Source organism: Candidatus Devosia phytovorans (genome assembly GCA_029202405.1).
Lineage (GTDB): Bacteria > Pseudomonadota > Alphaproteobacteria > Rhizobiales > Devosiaceae > Devosia > Devosia phytovorans.
This window is the reverse complement of record CP119312.1, coordinates 2,489,334-2,507,912: the sequence shown is the minus strand read 5'-3', so window position 1 is coordinate 2,507,912 and position 18,579 is coordinate 2,489,334. Positions and strand designations below refer to the sequence as shown.

Below are 18,579 nucleotides of genomic sequence, written 5' to 3'. Positions count from 1 at the left end.
AGGGCGTCATTGTCAAACAACCGCGATGAAACAGACCGCCGTCGATCCCAAGACTGTCGCCGAAGCTGCAGAAATCCTGAGTGCCGGCAAGCTCTGTGCCTTTCCGACCGAAACCGTCTATGGTCTGGGCGCCGACGCGACGGATGCCGATGCGGTACTGTCGATCTACGAGACCAAGGGGCGGCCGCGTTTCAATCCGCTGATCATCCATTGCGCCGATCTCGCCATGGCCGAGACGGTGGCCGAGTTTTCGCCTTTTGCCCGCAAGGCTGCGGCGCTGTGGCCAGGCAGCCTGACGCTGGTGCTGCCGCAAAAGCCGGGCCATGGACTGGCCGATGTGGCGACGGCTGGGCTCGATACCGTGGCCATTCGCATTCCCGATCATCCGATTGCACTGGAGCTGATTGCCGCGGTCGGCCGGCCACTGGCCGCGCCCTCGGCCAATCCGTCTGGACGGCTGTCGCCGACCTCGGCCTATCAGGTGCGGCTGGGGTTTGCCGGCAAGGTGCCCGTTCTGGACGGCGGACCGTGTCATGCGGGCGTGGAGTCGACCATCATCCGCATCGAGGACGAGCGGCTGGTGCAGTTGCGGGCAGGGGCCGTGGCGCGCGAGGAGATCGAGCGCCTGCTGGGCGCGACGGTGGAGGTCGCCGAAAAGCACGCCGCCATCGCGGCGCCAGGCATGCTGGCGAGCCACTATGCACCCAATGCGCTGATGCGGCTCGATGCCGAGCCGCAGGCTGGCGAGGCCTATCTGGCCTTCGGTCGGGCGGCCGAATTTGCAGGCCCAATGCGGAACCTGTCGCCGTCAGCTGACCTGCATGAAGCCGCGCGAAACCTTTTTTCCATGCTGCACGAGCTGGATGCGCTGGATACGAAAACGATCGCCGTCGCACCGATCCCCGACTACGGACTGGGCGAGGCGATCAATGATCGTTTGCAGAGGGCCGCGGCACCGCGGCCCTAGTCACGGACCTTGTAGGGCTTCTGGTCGCGCATGAAGCGGGCCAGCGCCTCAAGATCGGCGTCGCCGCCGGGCGGTAGCACCACCTTGAGATTGGCGTAAAGATCGCCGTCGCCGTAGAGGCCCTTGCCCTTGAGGCGCAGTGCCTTGCCGGTATCGATGCCAGGCGGCAGGTTGAGCTCGACCGAACCATCCAGCGTGGGCACGCGCACCTTGGCGCCGAGCACCGCTTCATAGAGCGTGATCGGCACGTCGGTGCGGATGTCGGAGCCATCGCGGCGGAACTGCTTGGACTTTTCAAAGCGCACGGTGACGAGCGCATCGCCGGGTTCGCCGAGGCCGGGCGAGCCCTGGCCCTTGAGGCGGATTTGCTGGCCCTCTTCGAGCTTCTCCGGCAGCTTGACCGACAGCATCTTGCCCGAAGGCATGCGCACCTGGATCGAGCCGGCCTTGTGAGCCTCTTCAAGCGATGCTGTGGCATTGACCACGATATCTTCGCCCTTCATGCTCCGACCGCCGCCCGGACCGCCAGCGGCCGTACCGGCAAACGGATCCCATTGACCGCCATTGCCGCCGGCAAAGCCGCGCGCGCCTGCGCCCGGACCGGCACCGCCACGCTGCTGGCCGCCGAAGCCGCTCATGAATTCCTTGAGGATATCTTCGGCCGAGAAGCCACCGGCACCGCTGCGGCCGCCGCGCGTACCGGCACCGCCCGAAAATCCGCCCGGATTGAAGCCGGCATATTTCGGATTGCCATCGGCATCGATCTCGCCGCGATCGAACTGGCCGCGCTTTTCCGCGTCGGTCAGCAGGTCATAGGCATTGGTCGCCTCGGCAAACTTGCCGTGCGCCGAAGGATCATCAGGGTTCTGATCGGGGTGATACTTCTTGGCCAGTTTGCGATAGGCGGACTTGATGTCCTTCTCGCTCGCTGAACGTGGCACCCCAAGCACGGTATAGGGATCGCGCATCTGGTCCATTCAATGAGTCGGGCGTTGCTTCGCCCCGGTTTCGAGTCCTATATGGCCACGGCCCCGCACAATGTCCAGTTCACCCGACCAAGGGATCGGAGTCATCATGCTGCAAACCCTCACAGAACGCCTTTTTGACGACAGCGATCGCACCGATCTTGATCCTTTTGCCCTGTTCGAGGAATGGTACGCCCTGGCCCAGGAGGCCGAGCCCAATGATCCCCATGCCCTGTCGCTGGCGACAGTAGATGATGACGGACTGCCCGATGTGCGCATGGTGCTACTCAACGCCCGCGATTCGCGTGGCTTCTGTTTTTTCACCAATTTCGAAAGCGAGAAGGGCAAACAGCTTCTCGCCCAGCCCAAGGCGGCCATGCTGATGCACTGGAAGTCGCTGCGCCGGCAGGTACGGGTGCGCGGCCCGGTGGAAGTGGTGACGCCGGAAGAGGCCGATGCCTATTTCGCCAGCCGCCACAAGGGCAGCCAGATCGCCTCATCCGTATCGCGGCAATCGCGCCCGCTCGCTGATCGGGAAACCCTCGAGCAGCAGGTTGCCCAGCTGACTGAAAGGGTTGGTGACGGCGATGTCGTGCGGCCGCCCCATTGGTCCGGCTTCCGCATCGTGCCGCAGAGCATCGAATTCTGGAAAGACGGCCAATATCGCCTGCATGACCGCGTCCGCTTCACGCGACAGGGCGATGGCTGGATCAGCAGCCGGCTCTATCCTTAACGGGAAATTGCGCGCGAGCGGAAAATCTTCAAGTTCGCGCAACACCTTGCCACTAGACTTGCCGGTCAGGTGAAGAGGCCGACTTGCGCATATTGATCAGGACATCGCGGACAGCCATCTGGGCACGCCGGCTGGGCAGCATTGCCGTGCCTCTGGTCATCATCGCCGTGGTTCTGCATCGTCTGCGCCTGATCACCAGCGACCTGTTCGCGGCCGCAGCCCTCGTGGGTGGCGTTGTCGGCCTGTTGGCGCTGGTCACCGCCATTCTGGCGTTGGGGCGACTATGGCAAACTGGCGACCAGGGTTGGAGCAAGGCCTTTGCCGGCCTGTTCTTTGCGACGCTCAGCCTCTTGCCCTATGCTTGGTACGGCAGCCTGATGCTGCGCTATCCGGCGGTGACCGACATGGCGACCACTGATCGCGGGTTGATGCCGCTGGTCTTCGAGCCCGGTACCGCCGCAATGCCGACGCCCAAGATGCTCTCGCGTACCGAAATGGCGGCGGAGTTTCCCAATGCCGAAACACGCACCTATCCACTCGGCCTCCTGCCGACCTTTGACCTCGTCAACGCGCTCGTCGCTGGCAATGGCTGGGATGTTCGCATGCTGCGGCAATCGGAAGATCTGGGGCAGATCAATGCGCAGATCATGACGCTGCCGGGCTGGCGCGAGGAAGTGGTGATCCGCGTCACCGGTACGCAGACGCAATCCACGGTGGACATGCGCTCGGCCTCGCTGCATGCGTTGCACGATTTTGGCGACAATGGCCTGCGGATCGAGGCCTTCCTCGAGGCGCTCGACGATTCGGTGACGGCCCTGCTGCGTGACAATCCCGAGGCCAACCTGCCCCCGGAAGCCGTTGAGACTGAAGTCCCTGGTGCCGTTGACGCTATGCAGTGATCCGCATGCCCCAGAACGGGCGCGCGACTGACAGCTGCCCCAGACCTTCTAGATATTCGACATGGGCGTTGATCGTCATCGCTGCTGCGAGCCGCACCGGCAGCGGCTGTTCGGGATAAATCTTGCCGACAATGGCCGAGATGGACCGCGCGCCGCTGCGGACAGCGCGCAGCACCTGTTCGTTGCGCATCAGCCGATGCGCCCGCAAGGCGCGGGCATAGGCCGTACCGTCGACGATCGGGGCGCCATGCGCCGGTACATAGGTTCGTTGCGGCAGAGCGATGACCTTGTCGAGCGAAGCGAAATAGTCCGCCATCGAACCGTCCGGTACCGACACCAGCGTCGAATTCCAGCCCATGACATGATCACCGCTAAGGAGGATGTCTGGCGTGGAAAAGGCCAGGTGGTTGGCGCAATGGCCGGGTGTGGCGTGCACGGTGAGCGCGAGGTCTCCAGCCTGGATCTGCTGGCCATCGACCAGCGTGACATCGGGCACCAGGCTCCAGTCGCAGGACCTGCGGATCGGATTGCGTTCGAAGCGGCGCAGCGGCCGTGACAGGCGGTGCTGGCCGCCGAACCACAGCGGGGCATTCAGATCGTCCGCCAGTCGCCGTGCCGCGGCGCTGTGGTCGCGATGGGTGTGGGTAAGGATGATCGCATCGACCGGGCGACCACCGATGGCGCGCTTGAGGGCACCCAGATGGGTCGAATCATCGGGGCCCGGATCCATCACCGCGAGCCGCTCGTGGCCAAGCAGGAAACTGTTGGTGCCGGTGAAAGTATAGGCGCTGGCATTGGGCGCCGTAACGCGCGCAATCCCTTCTGCCACCACGACGGGCGTGCCTGTCCGGGGATCGAATTTGCGGTCGAAGGACAGGGAAGGGGCGGGCGATGCCATTGCGCTCACTTTGCCGAGAGAATATGAAGTCGTGACTAGAACAGAGCGGTCCAGCGATGGACGCCGGCTCAAACAAGCATGGAAGGTATGAAATGGCCGTGACTTTGACCACGCCCAACACGCTGCTCGGTGTGTTCCAGCCCAAGGGCGATGCTGCGAAACTCGCATCCAACATCGCGACTGTCGTGCTCGGTACGCTGCTGATCACCATCTGTGCCAAGATCAGCGTGCCGGTCTGGCCCGTGCCGGTGACCCTGCAGAGCTTTGCCATCGTGGCGCTGGCCGCTGCCTTTGGCGCGCGTATCGGCGTCGCCACCGTCGCGCTCTACCTGCTCGAAGGCGCCTTCGGTCTTCCCGTTTTTGCTACCGGTGGCGGCCTTGCCTATCTCGTCGGCCCGACCGGCGGCTTCCTCGTTGGCTTCCTGCTGCTCGCCGCCATCGTTGGCTTTGCGGCCGATCGCGGCGCCTCGGCCAAGCCACTGGTGCTGTTCGCAGTCATGATCGGCGCTGAAGCGCTGCTGCTGGTGATCGGTTTTGTCTACCTGCTGGCGCTCTCCGGCCAGGCTGGCTGGATCGACCAGAACAATGTGGTCGCCTCGGCCTTTGCTGGCGCCATCCAGCCCTTCATCGTCTGGGACATCCTCAAGATGGCTTTGGCCGCCCTGACCGTCACCGGTCTGTGGAACCTGACCGGCAATCGCCGCTAGGCACTGCCGGACATAAATTGAAAAGGCCCGCTTCGGCGGGCCTTTTTGTTAGTCCTGCCGGGGCTCGAGCTGTGCCACGATACTTTCGAGCGCCCGCGCCAGCGCTTCGCAATCGCCCGGCGCGACGCCATCGATGGCGGCTTCCACCGCATGGGTTGGGTCGCTATCCAGCAACGCCTCGCCCTCAACGGTCAGCTCCAGCCTTTCGGCGCGTCCTTTGGGCTGTTCGGCAGCCTTGGCCAGCAGGCCCTTTTGCACCAGAGTGCGCACGGTGCGGCTCACCGGACCATTGGCAAGACCCTGGAATCGCGCCAGTTCGCTTGAGGTGCGCAGTTCTTCGGGCGCACGCGAGAAATAGCGCAAGGCCGCCCATTGCGCCGGAAACAGACCGGCGACATGGCCACGCGAATGCAGCTTGCGCGCGGTGAGTTCAAGCAATTCGGCCAGTGCCGATGTCGAGGGGGAAGGCAAGTTTTACTCCGCGCACCGTAACGCGCATCTATTTGGCCCCATCATGCCAAAGCCGGGGCAGCAACACACGTTAACAAATCTCCATTCGTTAAGAAAAAGCATATGCTCAATGAGCAGATGTCGAGATGGAGACGCTAAACACCTGCCCTTGTCTGAGCCTGGCAGGCCTACACCGCAGCATGCCCCGCTTTCAATCAGTCCCGAGCCGTGCCGAAGCATGGCTGCATTTCCGCCACCGGCAAGGGTTTGACAGGCAGAGGGGGACTAGCGGCAAACCGCAGGACTGCCTAGAAAGCCTCACCGAAAATCTGCAAAGGACAGGGCAGCGCCCGCTGCCGGATGTAAGACACGCATGAAGGTTATTTTTGACACCGACCCCGGCATCGACGATGCCATGGCGCTGCTTTACCTGAGCAAGCTGCCGGACATCGAACTCCTGGGCATCACCACCGTGGTGGGCAATGCCAGCATCGACACCACCACCCGCAACGCCCTGTTCCTGCGCCAGCAGTTTGGCCTGAGCGCGCCGGTCATCCGCGGCGCCGGCGAAACGCTCGATGGCATCTTCAAGCCAGAGCCGACCATCGTGCATGGCGACAACGGCCTGGGCGATATCGAAATTCCGCAAATCGGCACCGAAGGCCTGCTGGCGGGTACGGCCAGCCAGTTCATCATCGACACCATCCGCGCCAATCCGGGCGAGGTGACCATCATCGCTGTTGGCCGCATGACCAATCTGGCTCTGGCATTGCGCCAGGATCCTGCGATTGCGGGCCTGACCAAGCAGGTCATCATCATGGGCGGCGCCTTCGGCTACCAGGGCCGCAGCGGCAATGTGACCCCGGCTGCAGAAGCCAATATACACGGCGATGCCGTGGCTGCCGACGAAATGTTTGCCGCCGACTGGCCGATCGTGGTGGTTGGCCTCGACGTCACCCACGACATTATCCTCGACACCGCCTATCTTCAGGTGCTGGCGGCCGAAGCCGGCCAGAATGGCGCGCTGCTGCAGCAGATGTCGGACCACTACGCCCGCTTCTATCTCAACATCATGGGCCTTGCCGGCGTCGTCGGCCATGACCTGCTGGCGGTGACCTATCTGCTGCACCCCGAGTGGTTCGAGACCCGCCAGGGCCCGGTCGTGGTCGTCCGCGATGGCATTGCCAGCGGCCAGACCATCCAGATGCCCTCCACCCGCAAGGGCGGTCACCCGGACTGGGCCAACCGCCGCCCCCAGACGGTCTGCATCGGCGTCGATGCAGACAAGGTGCTCAGGCACTACCGCGAAACGGTCGCCGCCTAGGCGCAAACAAAAACCCCGACGTCCGCAGACGCCGGGGTTGATTGGTCGGAGTAGAGTGATTCGAACACTCGACCCCCTGCTCCCGAAGCAGGTGCGCTACCAGGCTGCGCTATACTCCGTCAGGATGGCGACACGGGATTTGCGGCCGGGGCGTCATTCGCTCTTGGCCAGTCGCGATGGGCCGGGTTATAGCTGCGCTTGTTTCCGCATACAAGCGTCTAGCACAGGGTTTTTACGGCTGTTTTCGGCGTGTTGCGAAGCGCTGCCAAACCGTGTAGGAACCGCGCCACGTTGGGGTGTCGCCAAGTGGTAAGGCATCGGTTTTTGGTACCGACATTCCCAGGTTCGAATCCTGGCACCCCAGCCAGCAATCTATCAAGTCATTGATTATGCTGGTTTTTGAGCCGTCTGGCTCCGAAAGAATCCCCAGTTGTATTACATAGGTGTGTTACATGCCCATCGGGAGCATGTCGCTTGCCTGCCATTTCCCACTGTTTTCGTCGCGACGCTGTCTATTATTGGCGCCGCGGATCGATGACCGCGGGAGCCCTCAAGGGATAAGCCCAACCTGAGAGTAAGGATCCAACCCGATGGTTGATCTGCTCGCGATCACTGCCCCTCGGATATTCGATTCCGAAACCTGGCATGACACCGCCGCCCTCGTGGTGCCGGACGGCATTGTCGAGGCGATTGCGGCGCGTGGCTCCATACCGGAGGATGCGAGGCGCATTGACCTTGCCGGGGATCTTGTACCCGGCTTTGTCGATTTGCAGGTAAATGGTGGGGGAGGGGTACTCTTCAATAACCAGCCCGATGTGGCGGCGATCGAGGCGATCTGCCGAGCCCATGCCCAATTCGGGACGACGGCTTTGCTGCCCACGCTCATCACCGATACTGCGGCAGTTAATGAAGCGGCGATCGCCGCGGGTATCGACGCCGTCCGTGCTCAAGTGCCCGGTTTTCTGAGTCTTCATCTGGAAAGTCCGCACCTGGCGATAGCCAGAAAAGGGACGCACGATCTGGCGTTGATCCGCCCGATGGATCAGTCTGATCTGGATAGGGTGTTGGCCCCAAAGCGGGAGCTGCCTATGCTCCTCGTCACAGTCGCCGCTGAAACCGCTGGCCCAGACCAGATCAAAATCATGGCCGATGCGGGAATAGTCGTCAGCATAGGCCATTCGGACGCCGACGCGATAACAACCGAACGAGCGTTCGAGGCAGGTGCGCGCCAGGCTACCCACCTTTATAATGCGATGAGCCAGCTTCAAAACCGCGAACCAGGCGTGGTCGGCGCGGCGCTGGGCGCCAGGGATGTGTTTGCCGGCTTGATTGCTGATGGTATCCATGTCCACCCGTCGGTGATCCGGGTTGCATTCGCCGCGAAGCTCGGACCCGGTCGGATATTTCTCGTCAGCGACTCCATGTCTCAGACGGGATCGGACCTCACCAGCTTCGAGCTGAACGGGCGCACGGTATATCGAGCTAACGGCGACCTGCGACTGGCCAACGGGACCTTGGCCGGTGCCGACCTCGACATGATCGACGCCATTCATTTTATGCACGAAAAGGTGGACGTCCCATGGGAAGAGGCCCTTCGCATGGCCTCTCTCTATTCATCGCGCGCAGTCGGGATTGACAGCAACTATGGTCACCTAAGGCCGGGTGCCATTGCTAGCTTTGTTGAACTGGATGGCGCCCAAATGGTCTCGTCGACATGGGTAATGGGGAGCTGCCGCTATCAAGCAGAAGGGCGAGTTTCAGTCGCGCACGATACGACGTCAATGCGCTCTTTCCCGGCCTAAGTTGGTTTGGTTCGGGTCAGCTTCCCACCCCAGTTCTGTCATCCAGTCCGCCTTGGGGTTCTCCTGCACGCTGCCCATAAATCTTGACCTACTCAACATTGAGTTTCAGGAAGCGTCTAGGCATGTTGTCCTCGCTCGAAGCGGGCCGAAGCGTTGGACTTTCGTGAAACACACTATGATTTAGAACGGCTCAAAGCTGGGATGATCGTGCTTGCGGGCAGGGGGGGAGGGGCTTAGCGGGTCTACCGGAACCAGTCTGGAGAGCATGATGAAGGTCAGTATTTCGCTGCTATTGGCTAGCACACTGTTAGCATCGACAGCCACATTGGCACAGCAGTACCCCGTGACAGTTACCGACGACCGCGGCGCCGAGGTGACAATCGAAACCGCGCCGGAGCGCATCGCATCGCTCTCGATCTTCGGAGCCGACATTCTGGCGGCCCTTGGCCTCAAGGAGGTCGGCATGATCACCTATGAGGGCGAGTATCCAACCTATCTCGGGACGGGCGAGGGCGTGACCGATTATGGTGACATGACCGCACCCAATCTCGAGCTGATGGCACAGGACGAGATCGATCTGACCATCGGCATGGTCAACTATGCCGGCCCTTTTGCCGCGGACCTGGAAAAGTTCGGGGCGTTTCTTGCCTATGACAGCGTGACGCTGGAGGATTCCTATCGCTCGGTGGAGAGCGCTTCGCTGGCGCTGAGCAAGGGCGATGACGGCAAGGCGTCAAACGAGGCTTTCCGGGCGCTGATCGCTGAATATGAGGCCAAGGCCCCGGGCGACGTTTCAGCGCTCTTCGTATGGTCCTACTACGATACGCTCTATGGCTACCAGACTAATCTGCTGCCATCCGAATTCCTGCCGCTGCTGAAGGCCGAGAACGTGCTGGGCATGGCCGAGGTGGACGATCCCGTGCAGGCCTTCGTGCCGCTCGAAGCCGAGGACCTGCTCTCGCTCGATCCCGACTACTTCTTCCTCTTCGTGTCGCATGGCGACGAGGGCAAGGCCAATCCGGCCTATGCGCAGATGCGCTCGGTCAAGGACGGACACGCCTATCTTGTTGGGGATCACTATTCCCAGCCGACCGGGCCGATGGCGCGTGAGTTGGTGTTCCGCGAGATTGCGCATCTGCTTTATCCCGAAACCTTTGCGGCGCCTGAGCTGCCTGAGGGCTCGGCCGCGACGGTACTGCCCCCCTGATCGGAAGGAGCGGGTGAACGCCCGCCCATGCCCATGTCGCTCTGTTTTCGCGCAAGTCTCATCGCAACGGGGGCTGCCCTGGTGCTCGCATTCTCCTTCGTCCAAACCATGGGCGAGGGCAGTGTTGCCACGTCCATGCTTGAGGCGCTGCGACATGTGTTCGTCGATGACGGGTCGCAATCTGGCTTCGTGGTGCGCGAATTGCGACTGCCGCGAGCGCTGGTTGCTGTGCTGGTGGGCGCAAGCCTTGCCATGGCAGGGCTGATCATCCAGACGGTGTTGCGCAATCCGCTGGGCGATCCGGGGTTGATGGGCGTGAGTTCGGGCGCCGCTTTTGCCGTGGCGAGCGTGATGGTGCTGGTCTCGTCCGACACGGCCCTGCTGATGCCGGCGGGAATTGCCGGGGGACTTTTCGCGGCGGGGATCACGCTGCTGCTGGCGCGACCGTCCGGCTTTGCGCCGTTGCAATTGACGCTGGCTGGCATGGCCGTGTCTATTTTCTTCATGGCCGCGATCAGCGCCACCATGGTGTTGAACCGCACGGCGATCCAGACGCTCTATTTCTGGCTGATCGGCGGCTTCATGAACCGCACCTGGATCGAGGTCTTCTTTACCTGGCCATGGGTGGCTGGTGGTCTGGTCGCCGGCATGCTGCTCGGGCGGCGGCTCGATATTCTGCAATTTGAGGATGCGGTGTCGCGCTCGCTTGGGGCCAATGCGGTGTTGTGGCGGCTCGGCTTCCTGGTGATTGCGGTGGTTCTTACGGCGGCGAGCGTCGCGGCGGCGGGGCCGCTCGGTTTCGTCGGCTTTGCGGTGCCACACCTGACGCGCTGGCTACTGGGACGGGCGGGGGGCAATGCCGGGCACGGATTGCTGCTGCCGCTGGTGGCGCTCAATGGCGCGGCGCTAACCCTGGCCACCGATGCATTCGCCCGCTCGGGCATCTGGAGCAAGCAGATGCCTGCCGGGATTTTGACCACGCTGCTCGGCGGGGCGCTGCTCTTGCTGTTCCTGCGGCAGATGCGGAGGGCGGCATGACCGCGTGGCCGCACTTTTTCCTGCTGCTCATGGCGGCATTGCTGGCTTTGATTTTTGCGCTGTTGCTCGGCATGGTGTTTGGCGCCGCCGATGCTAGCTGGTCCGATCTTGGTGCGCTGATGCTCGACCCGCAGGGGGAGATGGCGGAACGGATCATCTCGACCTATCGGCTGCCACGCCTCGTGGTGGCGATGCAGGTCGGAGTGCATTTTGCGCTGGCGGGCCTGATCTTCCAGACGGCGCTGCGCAATCCGCTGGCCGACCCGACAGTGCTCGGTATTTCGGGTGGGGCAAGCCTGGCCGTCGTGCTCGCCATGCTGCTCGCAGCGAGCTTTTTGGTGCCCGAGGGGACGCCGAATTTCGCGCGCTATTACCTGCCGATGTCGACGGTGCCCTTCGTGGCACTAGGCGGCGGTATCCTAGCCGGGGCGCTGGTGTTCTGGCTCGCCTGGGACGGCGAACTGGACCCGACCCGGACGGCGCTGGCCGGGGTGGCCTTCGGCGCCATCGTCAGTGCGGCGGTAATGGCGACGGTGCTGGCAATGGGTGGGGCTCAGGCGGAGGTGGCGATGATCTGGCTCGCCGGATCGCTGTTTGGGCGCGGCTATGACGAGGCGGTGACAATCTTGCCCTGGACCGCGGCTGGTGTGATCGCAACGGCCCTGGTGCTGCGGCCGATCGGTCTGTTGCGGTTTGATGGCGACATGGCGCGATCAATGGGGCTGGAGATCCGACTCTGGCGGCCTCTGGGTCTGGCTGTGGGCGTGGCGCTGGCGGCCAGCGGGGTGGCGGTTGTTGGGCCCGTCGGTTTTGTCGGGCTGGTGGTGCCACATGCGGTGCGGCTGATGGTAGGGCCGAACCTTGGCCAGCAGATGCTGCTTTGTGTAGTTGGCGGAGCGCTGTTGCTGGTGCTCAGCGATGTGGTGTCGCGCAGCATTGCCGTGCCGCTCGAAGTGCCAGTGGGGGCCGTGACCAGCCTCATCGGCGTGCCGGTATTTCTTCTATTGCTGCGCCTGCGCGGCTGGAGCCTCAAATGAGTTTGGAAGCCCGTTCCGTCACCGTCGGCTATGGCGAGCGCGTGGTGCTCGATCAAGTGAGCCTGGGCATCGAGGCCGGCGGGATCACCGCGATCATTGGGCCCAATGGCTGTGGCAAGTCGACCTTGATGCGAACCTTGGGCGGCCTGCTGCCGATCCAGGCGGGGGAGGTGAGGCTCGATGGACGACTGGTGGCGCAGTGGTCGCGGAAATCGCTGGCGCGGCAATTGGCACTGCTGCCGCAGGCGCCGGTAGCGCCGGAGGGGATGAGCATGCGGCGGGTGATCGAGCATGGGCGCTTTGCCCATCAGGGTTTTTTTGCCTCGGCCTCGCGAGAGGATCATGCCGTGGTCGACTGGGCTATCGATCAGGTCGGGCTGGGTGAATTCACCGATCGCTCATTCGGTCAGCTTTCGGGTGGTGAGCGGCAACGCGCCTGGATTGCGCTGGCATTGGCGCAGAAGCCGAAATGGCTGCTGCTCGACGAGCCGACCACCTATCTCGACATTGGCCACCAGTTTGAAGTGCTCGATCTACTCGCGCGTCTCAATCGCGATGAGGGGATCGGCGTGGTAATGGTGTTGCACGACATCAACCAGGCTTCCGCCTATGCCGACCGGATCGTGGCCATGCGCGACGGTGGGATCGAGGCGGATGGTGCGCCTGATGCCGTGGTGTCGCGCGAGACGGTGCAAAAGCTGTTCGGGATCGACGTCAACGTGATGGCCATCGGCCCCGAGGGACGGCAAAGGCCACATTGCATCGCCCTGCCGGCTCACATGGCGGTGCGATAATGGCGCGGCGAGCGACCGAAGCGGGCGCGGAAAGCGGCGGACAGGTGCGTCGGGCGATAGCCGATTTCGGCGGCGATATCGGTGATCGGCCGGTCGCCGCGCTGCACGGCATCGAGGGCCTGCTCGAGCCGATAGTGCTTCAGATAGGCAAAAGGCGGCATGCCGAAGAGAGCCCGGAACTGTTCGGTGAGCTTGCGGGTGTTGGTGCCGGCGCAGCGCGCCAACTCGACGATCGTGGGTGGATTGCGCAGGTCGGCCAGCAGCATGTCGCGGGCGCGATAGACCCGGTCGATATCGATTGTCGACAGGGGGGCAGGGTCGCGAGCGAGTTCGGCGGGCAGGAGATCGGTTTCGCCGAGAAGGTTGGCGGTAACCTTGCGACCAAAGCTGATGATGTCATGCGGTCTGGTCGGCGTTGCAGCCGAGAACAGGGCCCGCGTCTGGTCGAGAATGCCGCGCAGCGCGAACGCGCCCGAAGAAAGGGTGAGGCCCGACCACGAGGAAACGCGTCCCTCATCCAGACCAAGACGTTGCTGTGCCGTGTTGTCGAGATGGACAAAGAGGCTCGCCATGGAACTGTCGGCCATCACAAAGTGATCGCTGGGCATTTCGCTGGGTGCCCAGAAGCCGGTGACCGTGGAGCCGGTCCATCGACGCCGACCAAAGACCGGCTCCTCCGTTTCAAGATCGGCCGCTGCAATAACTCCAAGCCAGATGCCGCCCTGCATATGCGAGCGATAGGCCTCGCCGCGCCGGGCCGGGCGACGGTCGAGAAAGACCGTCATGCCCTCGTGGGTGGCATGGAGATGGGTGGCGGTATCAGGGGACATGAAGTGATCGCCAATAAGATGACCGGATTGGTCATATTCTATGCGGCCGCAGCAAGGATTTTCAAGTCGGCCCTCAGAGGCCGCGCAGCACGCTGCCGCCAAGGGCGGCGAACCAATACATCGGACCAAAAGTGAGGGCACCATGAGCACCGCTGAAACCGACGCTGCCAAGCCAGATTATCTGGCCAGTTTCAAGCTGCTGGCCAGCCAATTGGGGCCGAGTCGGGGCGCATTCGTGAGTTCGATCCTGCTCGCCACGATTTCGGTGATTTTCGAGCTGACGCCGATCTGGGTGGTTTATCGCCTGGTCGAGGCGGTGGTGGCCGGGAACACCGACCTGTCGTTCTTCCTCGTCCATGCCGGCATCGCGCTTGGGGCGATCTTGCTGCAGGGCCTGACTTTCGGGACGGCGACGGCGCTTAGCCATCGTGTGGCTTTCGATGTCATCTATCGCATCCGCACGACCATGGCGCGGCATATGGCCAAGCTGCCGTTGGGTTACTTTGCCGATCGGCGCAGCGGCGACGCCAAGAAGCTGATCATCGACGAGCCGGAAAGCCTCGAGCTGGTCATTGCCCATGGATTGCCCGAAGGCACGAGCGCGCTGGCAACCTGGTTCGCCGTGTCGATCTGGCTGGCCGTGGTCGACTGGCGCATGGCGCTGGCGTCGATCGTCATGACGCCGATTGCCTTTGCGGCGCTGGTCCTGGGAATGTCCGGAACGGGCGCGCGCATGGTCGAATACAAGAACGCCGCCGGGCGGATGAACGCGTCCATTGTGGAATATCTTGCGGGCATGGCGGTGGTGAAAATCTTCAATCGCTCGGGCGAGAGTTTTGCCGAAACGGCCGATGCGGTGCGCGACTATACGCGGGTCGAGACCGAGTGGGGCCGGGCCTATCTGCCGCTGGGCGGTACGTTCTATGCGCTGGTGCTGTCGGCCATCACGGTCATTCTGCCGGTCGGCGCCTGGCTGATGGTGGCGGGCCAGCTTGATCTCGTGACGCTGCTGTTCTTTGTCGTCCTTGGGGCTAATTACAGCCAGCCTCTGATGAAGCTCTTTGGGCAGTTTCACAGTTTTGCCCATGTCAGCATGGGTGCGACGCAGGTGCTCGACATGCTCGGTGCCAGTCCGCAGAGCGACAGCGGCGCGCGGATTGCTCTGCAGCATCACGATGTCTGTTTTGAGGATGTGGGCTTTGGCTATGGCGGCCACGATGTGCTGCATCAGGTCAGCTTTACCGCCAGGGCGGGGGAGGTGACGGCGCTGGTGGGGCCCTCTGGCTCGGGCAAGAGTACCATCGCAAGTCTGGTGCCACGCTTCTGGGATGTCCGCGAGGGGCGCGTGACGCTGGGTGGCGTGGATGTGCGGGACATCGGGCTCGAACAGCTGATGGATGACGTGGCTTTCGTGTTCCAGAACACCTTCCTGTTCTCTGACACGATCGCGGCCAATATCCGCTTCGGCAATCCCGATGCCAGCCTTGAAGAGGTGATGGCTGCTGCAAGCGCGGCGCGGGCGCATGACTTCATCATGGCCCTGCCGCAGGGTTATGACACGCCGCTGGGCGAGCAGGGCAAGTCACTCTCGGGCGGGGAGAGACAACGGCTCGCCATTGCGCGGGCCATTCTCAAGAATGCGCCGGTCATCGTGCTCGACGAAGCGACGGCCTTTGCCGATCCTGACAATGAGGCGGCGATCCAAGACGCCATCGGCGCGCTGACTGCAGGCAAGACGCTGATCGTGGTTGCCCATCGGCTGCATACCATTCGCGATGCGGGACAGATCCTGGTCGTGGATGGTGGACGGATCGTCGAGCGAGGGCGGCACGATGAGCTCGTCGCGTCTGGCGGGCTCTATGCGCGGCTCTGGCAGGACTATACCGCGACGCAATCCATAACCCTGCGCGATATATCTGGCGCCCCTGCTGAGGCAGCACAATGACCATGGCTCACACCCATTCCCACGACGGGGACACCGAACTGCGCTCCGACCTCGCGAGCCTCCGGCGTGTCTGGTCCATGGTGGGCCCGATGCGGGGGCGCATGCTGCTGGGTCTCGGTTTCCGTTTCCTGCAATCGATGGCGCTCGGCGTGGGTTTCAGTGCGGTGATCTGGGTTGTTGTCGGTCTCGCCGAGGGTGAGACGATGACGGCGGGCTGGGCCTGGCAGATCACCGGGCTGATGGCGCTGTCGCTGCTGGGGCAGGTGGTCTGCAGCTATATCTCTTCCATGCTGAACTGGCTTTCGAGCTATCGCGCGGTGGGCGACCTGCGCCTCACTATCCTCGATCATTTGCGCCTGTTGCCGATGGGGTTTCATCTGTCGCGCCACAAGGGGGATACGGTTTCGGCCCTGACCTCGGACATGCAGATGGTGGAGTCTTTCCTCTCCGATGCCCTGCCACGCATTGCCCAGGCTTTTGGGCTACCGCTTGTGGTGTTCATCTTCCTGCTCTGGCGGGATTGGCCGACGGCGCTGGCGGCCATCACGTCGATCGTGATTGCCGCGCCGGTGTTCCTGTTTGCCAGCCGCCGTTTGGCGCAACTGGGCATTCAGCGGCAGGATCGGCAGGCGCAGGCGGCGGCCCGGATGATCGAATATGTGCAGGGCATCTCGGTCATCCGCGCCTTCAATCAGATCGCCAAGGGGCAGGAGGGTTTTGAGGTCTCGCTGCGGGCGTTCCGCAATATTTCCCATTCGCTGGTGGCTCAGCTGGTGGCGCCGTTCACCGCGATCGCGGTGCTGATCCTGCTTGGTGCGCCGCTGGTGATTGCGCTGGGGGCGGTGCGCTATGCCGGCGGGCAGATCGACGCGGCGACCATGATCTCGGTGCTGGTGCTGTTGTTCGCGATCTATACGCCATTCCTGGCGCTGATCTCGGTGATGGAACTGGTGCGGATCGCCGATGCCTCCCTGACGCGCATCGACCGGATCATGACGGCGCCACTGCTGCCCAAGCTGGAGGTGGCCCAGAAATTGGACGGCTTTAATGTAGCATTTGACGGCGTGGGTTTCAGCTACAATCACGGCACGCCTGTGCTGCGCGATGTGTCGCTAACCGTCCCGGCGCGGAGCATGACCGCCATCGTAGGACCCTCAGGCTCGGGCAAGAGCACCATTCTCAACCTCATCGCGCGTTTCTGGGATGTCACGGAGGGCAGCATCAGCATTGGCGGCGTTGATGTCAGGGAGATGGACGAGGCCACGCTCAACGGTCTGATCACCGTGGTGTTTCAGGACGTCTATCTGTTTGCGGGCACTATCTACGAAAATATCGCCATGGGGCGCAGTGGGGCGAGCCAGGATGAGGTCGAGGCGGCGGCGCGGGCGGCTCAGGCGCATGAATTCATCATTGCCTTGCCACACGGCTATCAAACGCGGGTCGGCGAGGGTGGTGCCAAACTGTCGGGTGGCGAGCGTCAGCGTGTCTCTATTGCCCGTGCAATTCTCAAGGATGCGCCCATCGTTTTGCTCGATGAGGCGACGGCGGCGATCGATCCGAGCAATGAGCGCGCCATTCAGACAGCACTCGGTATACTGGTCTCGGACAAGACTTTGATCGTGGTGGCGCACAAGCTTTCCACCATCCAGTCGGCGGACCAGATTGTGGTGCTTGATGCCGGTGCCATCATCGAGCAGGGCGATCACACGTCGCTGCTCGAAGAGGACGGTCTTTATGCCAGCCTTTGGGGGCATCGCACGCGGGCAGCAAACTGGAAGATTGGGAGTGCCTGACCCTGCATGAGCACTCGTTGTGAGTTTTCATCCGAAGCAAAATACGGTTAAGATGAGTTTGTTTATCAAGTAAACGGTGCTCTATGAAAAGCTGGTCCCCCTACCGAGATACCGGGCTGGGCGAAAGCGCAGACGAGTTCATCTCGCTAGGCGATCTGCTCACTGAGGCGTCACATAAGTTCGTCGTAAGTGACCCATTTGGCTACGGACGATTCGTCGCTCATTCGGTGCGACCTTACGTTCAGGTCTTTGAGAGCAGTTTTGAGACGACACAGGAATTCCACGCAGACGTAGCACAAAGCCCAGGGCTCTGCCTTACGCTCTTGCACGAGGGAAGATGGATCAGCGATGTCGATGGGCAGGAAACCGAGATTGGTACCACCGCCACACCGATCCTTATTGGGTATGGAGAAACGGTCAGGACAAGAACGTACCAGCCGCGAGGCTGTCGGATCCGAAGTGTTTCACTGCTGATAGGGTCAGAGTTTTGTCTTGAGGCAGATGATGGCCGTATGTCGGTCATAGCCGACCTCATGCGGCCCGGTATCAGCCGTCGGGAAATACCGGTTGATCACGCTTTGACATACATCCTGAAAGCCATGACGATTAACCCGTTTCATGGGTCGATAGCGGCGATGTACCGAGAAAGTCAGGCTCTCTCGGCGATCGTAGCGCTTTCAACCTTGTCACCTGTTGACAGGCCACGTGTTGGTGGTAGCCGCTCGCATCGCGATCTCGCGCATGCCACGCGGGAAATTCTTGATCGCAATCTCTCCAGCCCACCCACTATCAATGCGCTGGCGCGCATGCTGGGAACCAATGACACAACGCTGCGCCGAGCTTTTCGTCAGACGTTTGATATGACCATCCTGCGTTATGCGATTCATCGCCGCCTGGAGGTCGCGCGTATCCTGCTGAACCAATCTGATCTGCAGATATCGGAAATAGCCTACAGGATGGGATATAACGATCCCGCCAATTTTACGACTGCCTACCGTCAGCATTTCGGCCATCCACCGAGTACCGATCGACAGAAATCCTGATCAAAAAGCACAAGTTTTATACTGTCCGGCACAAGCCGGGGCGATAGCCTGGCACAGCCAGCCGGTCGTATGACCGGTCCCAACTGAATAGCTGGGGCCGTATCATGAAGACCATCACCGCAGTCATTGTAGCCGCGCTGGGCACAT

General features: G+C 62.3%; 17 protein-coding genes and 2 tRNA genes. 14 read left to right on the top strand and 5 right to left on the bottom strand.

All coding sequences use genetic code 11. The features are described from left to right. Nucleotides 1-25 precede the first annotated feature (25 nt). The gene (locus tag P0Y65_12375) at nucleotides 26-967 is read left to right on the top strand and encodes an L-threonylcarbamoyladenylate synthase (GenBank protein WEK03000.1); all 942 of its coding nucleotides are present in this window, start codon (nucleotides 26-28) and stop codon (nucleotides 965-967) included. Here the strand turns inward: P0Y65_12375 and P0Y65_12370 are convergent. Then, the gene (locus P0Y65_12370) at nucleotides 964-1,935 is read right to left on the bottom strand and encodes a J domain-containing protein (GenBank protein WEK06789.1); all 972 of its coding nucleotides are present in this window, start codon (nucleotides 1,933-1,935) and stop codon (nucleotides 964-966) included. The genes P0Y65_12375 and P0Y65_12370 overlap by 4 nt on opposite strands. Nucleotides 1,936-2,041: 106 nt before the next feature. Here P0Y65_12370 and pdxH point away from each other — a divergent pair, with 106 nt between their 5' ends. After that, entirely contained in the window at nucleotides 2,042-2,665 is a 624-nt protein-coding gene (gene pdxH / locus P0Y65_12365; protein ID WEK02999.1) for a pyridoxamine 5'-phosphate oxidase, read from the top strand. Nucleotides 2,666-2,748: 83 nt separating this feature from the next. After that, nucleotides 2,749-3,564, top strand: a complete 816-nt coding sequence (locus tag P0Y65_12360; protein ID WEK02998.1) for a DUF1499 domain-containing protein — start codon at nucleotides 2,749-2,751, stop codon at nucleotides 3,562-3,564. On the opposite strand, the gene P0Y65_12355 is transcribed toward P0Y65_12360, so the two are convergent. Continuing rightward, nucleotides 3,554-4,462 carry an MBL fold metallo-hydrolase gene (locus P0Y65_12355; GenBank protein WEK02997.1) on the bottom strand — a complete coding sequence of 303 codons (909 nt, stop codon included), beginning with the start codon at nucleotides 4,460-4,462 and terminating at the stop codon, nucleotides 3,554-3,556. The two genes, P0Y65_12360 and P0Y65_12355, sit on opposite strands and share 11 nt — an antisense overlap. 92 nt (nucleotides 4,463-4,554) lie before the next feature. On the opposite strand from P0Y65_12355, the gene P0Y65_12350 reads away from it, so the two are divergent. After that, on the top strand, nucleotides 4,555-5,169 hold the full coding sequence (locus P0Y65_12350) for a biotin transporter BioY (GenBank protein WEK02996.1): 615 nt from the start codon (nucleotides 4,555-4,557) through the stop codon (nucleotides 5,167-5,169). A gap of 48 nt (nucleotides 5,170-5,217) precedes the next feature. On the opposite strand, the gene P0Y65_12345 is transcribed toward P0Y65_12350, so the two are convergent. Further along, complete coding sequence (locus P0Y65_12345) at nucleotides 5,218-5,640, bottom strand: MarR family transcriptional regulator (protein ID WEK02995.1); 423 nt, start codon at nucleotides 5,638-5,640, stop codon at nucleotides 5,218-5,220. Nucleotides 5,641-5,992: 352 nt separating this feature from the next. Between P0Y65_12345 and P0Y65_12340 the strand changes: the two genes are divergently transcribed. Then, complete coding sequence (locus tag P0Y65_12340; GenBank protein WEK02994.1) at nucleotides 5,993-6,943, top strand: nucleoside hydrolase; 951 nt, start codon at nucleotides 5,993-5,995, stop codon at nucleotides 6,941-6,943. A gap of 42 nt (nucleotides 6,944-6,985) precedes the next feature. Here the strand turns inward: P0Y65_12340 and P0Y65_12335 are convergent. After that, a tRNA-Pro gene (locus tag P0Y65_12335) sits at nucleotides 6,986-7,062 on the bottom strand. 173 nt (nucleotides 7,063-7,235) lie between these two features. Here P0Y65_12335 and P0Y65_12330 point away from each other — a divergent pair. The 6 genes from P0Y65_12330 to P0Y65_12305 all read left to right on the top strand — a co-directional run bounded on the left by P0Y65_12330 (nucleotide 7,236) and on the right by P0Y65_12305 (nucleotide 12,821). Further along, a tRNA-Gln gene (locus tag P0Y65_12330) sits at nucleotides 7,236-7,310 on the top strand. Nucleotides 7,311-7,533: 223 nt separating this feature from the next. After that, nucleotides 7,534-8,745, top strand: coding sequence for an N-acetylglucosamine-6-phosphate deacetylase (gene nagA / locus P0Y65_12325; GenBank protein WEK02993.1), 1,212 nt, complete (start codon nucleotides 7,534-7,536; stop codon nucleotides 8,743-8,745). A gap of 343 nt (nucleotides 8,746-9,088) precedes the next feature. Further along, nucleotides 9,089-9,952 (top strand): ABC transporter substrate-binding protein, encoded by an 864-nt coding sequence (locus tag P0Y65_12320; protein ID WEK02992.1) that lies wholly within the window; start codon nucleotides 9,089-9,091, stop codon nucleotides 9,950-9,952. An 81-nt stretch (nucleotides 9,953-10,033) separates the two neighbouring features. After that, nucleotides 10,034-10,990, top strand: coding sequence for an iron ABC transporter permease (locus P0Y65_12315; protein ID WEK02991.1), 957 nt, complete (start codon nucleotides 10,034-10,036; stop codon nucleotides 10,988-10,990). Further along, nucleotides 10,987-12,027, top strand: coding sequence for an iron ABC transporter permease (locus P0Y65_12310; protein WEK02990.1), 1,041 nt, complete (start codon nucleotides 10,987-10,989; stop codon nucleotides 12,025-12,027). Before P0Y65_12315 ends, P0Y65_12310 begins: the two co-directional genes overlap by 4 nt. After that, nucleotides 12,024-12,821 (top strand): ABC transporter ATP-binding protein, encoded by a 798-nt coding sequence (locus tag P0Y65_12305; GenBank protein WEK02989.1) that lies wholly within the window; start codon nucleotides 12,024-12,026, stop codon nucleotides 12,819-12,821. Before P0Y65_12310 ends, P0Y65_12305 begins: the two co-directional genes overlap by 4 nt. Here the strand turns inward: P0Y65_12305 and P0Y65_12300 are convergent. Next, the gene (locus P0Y65_12300; protein WEK02988.1) at nucleotides 12,803-13,651 is read right to left on the bottom strand and encodes an AraC family transcriptional regulator; all 849 of its coding nucleotides are present in this window, start codon (nucleotides 13,649-13,651) and stop codon (nucleotides 12,803-12,805) included. The two genes, P0Y65_12305 and P0Y65_12300, sit on opposite strands and share 19 nt — an antisense overlap. A gap of 142 nt (nucleotides 13,652-13,793) precedes the next feature. Between P0Y65_12300 and P0Y65_12295 the strand changes: the two genes are divergently transcribed. The 3 genes from P0Y65_12295 to P0Y65_12285 all read left to right on the top strand — a co-directional run bounded on the left by P0Y65_12295 (nucleotide 13,794) and on the right by P0Y65_12285 (nucleotide 18,432). After that, nucleotides 13,794-15,596: an ABC transporter ATP-binding protein gene (locus P0Y65_12295; GenBank protein ID WEK02987.1), complete on the top strand. Its 1,803-nt coding sequence runs from the start codon at nucleotides 13,794-13,796 to the stop codon at nucleotides 15,594-15,596. Continuing rightward, nucleotides 15,593-17,389, top strand: coding sequence for an ABC transporter ATP-binding protein (locus tag P0Y65_12290; protein ID WEK02986.1), 1,797 nt, complete (start codon nucleotides 15,593-15,595; stop codon nucleotides 17,387-17,389). Before P0Y65_12295 ends, P0Y65_12290 begins: the two co-directional genes overlap by 4 nt. A gap of 512 nt (nucleotides 17,390-17,901) precedes the next feature. Beyond that, entirely contained in the window at nucleotides 17,902-18,432 is a 531-nt protein-coding gene (locus P0Y65_12285) for an AraC family transcriptional regulator (protein WEK02985.1), read from the top strand. Nucleotides 18,433-18,579: the final 147 nt, after the last annotated feature.

Excerpts from the sequence above, each read along its gene's own strand:
- P0Y65_12375 (WEK03000.1), top strand. The coding sequence starts at position 26 with ATGAAACAGACCGCCGTCGATCCCAAGACTGTCGCCGAAGCTGCAGAA.
- P0Y65_12370 (WEK06789.1), bottom strand. The coding sequence starts at position 1,935 with ATGCGCGATCCCTATACCGTGCTTGGGGTGCCACGTTCAGCGAGCGAG.
- pdxH (WEK02999.1), top strand. The coding sequence starts at position 2,042 with ATGCTGCAAACCCTCACAGAACGCCTTTTTGACGACAGCGATCGCACC.
- P0Y65_12355 (WEK02997.1), bottom strand. The coding sequence starts at position 4,462 with ATGGCATCGCCCGCCCCTTCCCTGTCCTTCGACCGCAAATTCGATCCC.
- P0Y65_12350 (WEK02996.1), top strand. The coding sequence starts at position 4,555 with ATGGCCGTGACTTTGACCACGCCCAACACGCTGCTCGGTGTGTTCCAG.
- P0Y65_12340 (WEK02994.1), top strand. The coding sequence starts at position 5,993 with ATGAAGGTTATTTTTGACACCGACCCCGGCATCGACGATGCCATGGCG.
- nagA (WEK02993.1), top strand. The coding sequence starts at position 7,534 with ATGGTTGATCTGCTCGCGATCACTGCCCCTCGGATATTCGATTCCGAA.
- P0Y65_12310 (WEK02990.1), top strand. The coding sequence starts at position 10,987 with ATGACCGCGTGGCCGCACTTTTTCCTGCTGCTCATGGCGGCATTGCTG.
- P0Y65_12305 (WEK02989.1), top strand. The coding sequence starts at position 12,024 with ATGAGTTTGGAAGCCCGTTCCGTCACCGTCGGCTATGGCGAGCGCGTG.
- P0Y65_12300 (WEK02988.1), bottom strand. The coding sequence starts at position 13,651 with ATGTCCCCTGATACCGCCACCCATCTCCATGCCACCCACGAGGGCATG.
- P0Y65_12295 (WEK02987.1), top strand. The coding sequence starts at position 13,794 with ATGAGCACCGCTGAAACCGACGCTGCCAAGCCAGATTATCTGGCCAGT.
- P0Y65_12290 (WEK02986.1), top strand. The coding sequence starts at position 15,593 with ATGACCATGGCTCACACCCATTCCCACGACGGGGACACCGAACTGCGC.
- P0Y65_12285 (WEK02985.1), top strand. The coding sequence starts at position 17,902 with ATGTCGGTCATAGCCGACCTCATGCGGCCCGGTATCAGCCGTCGGGAA.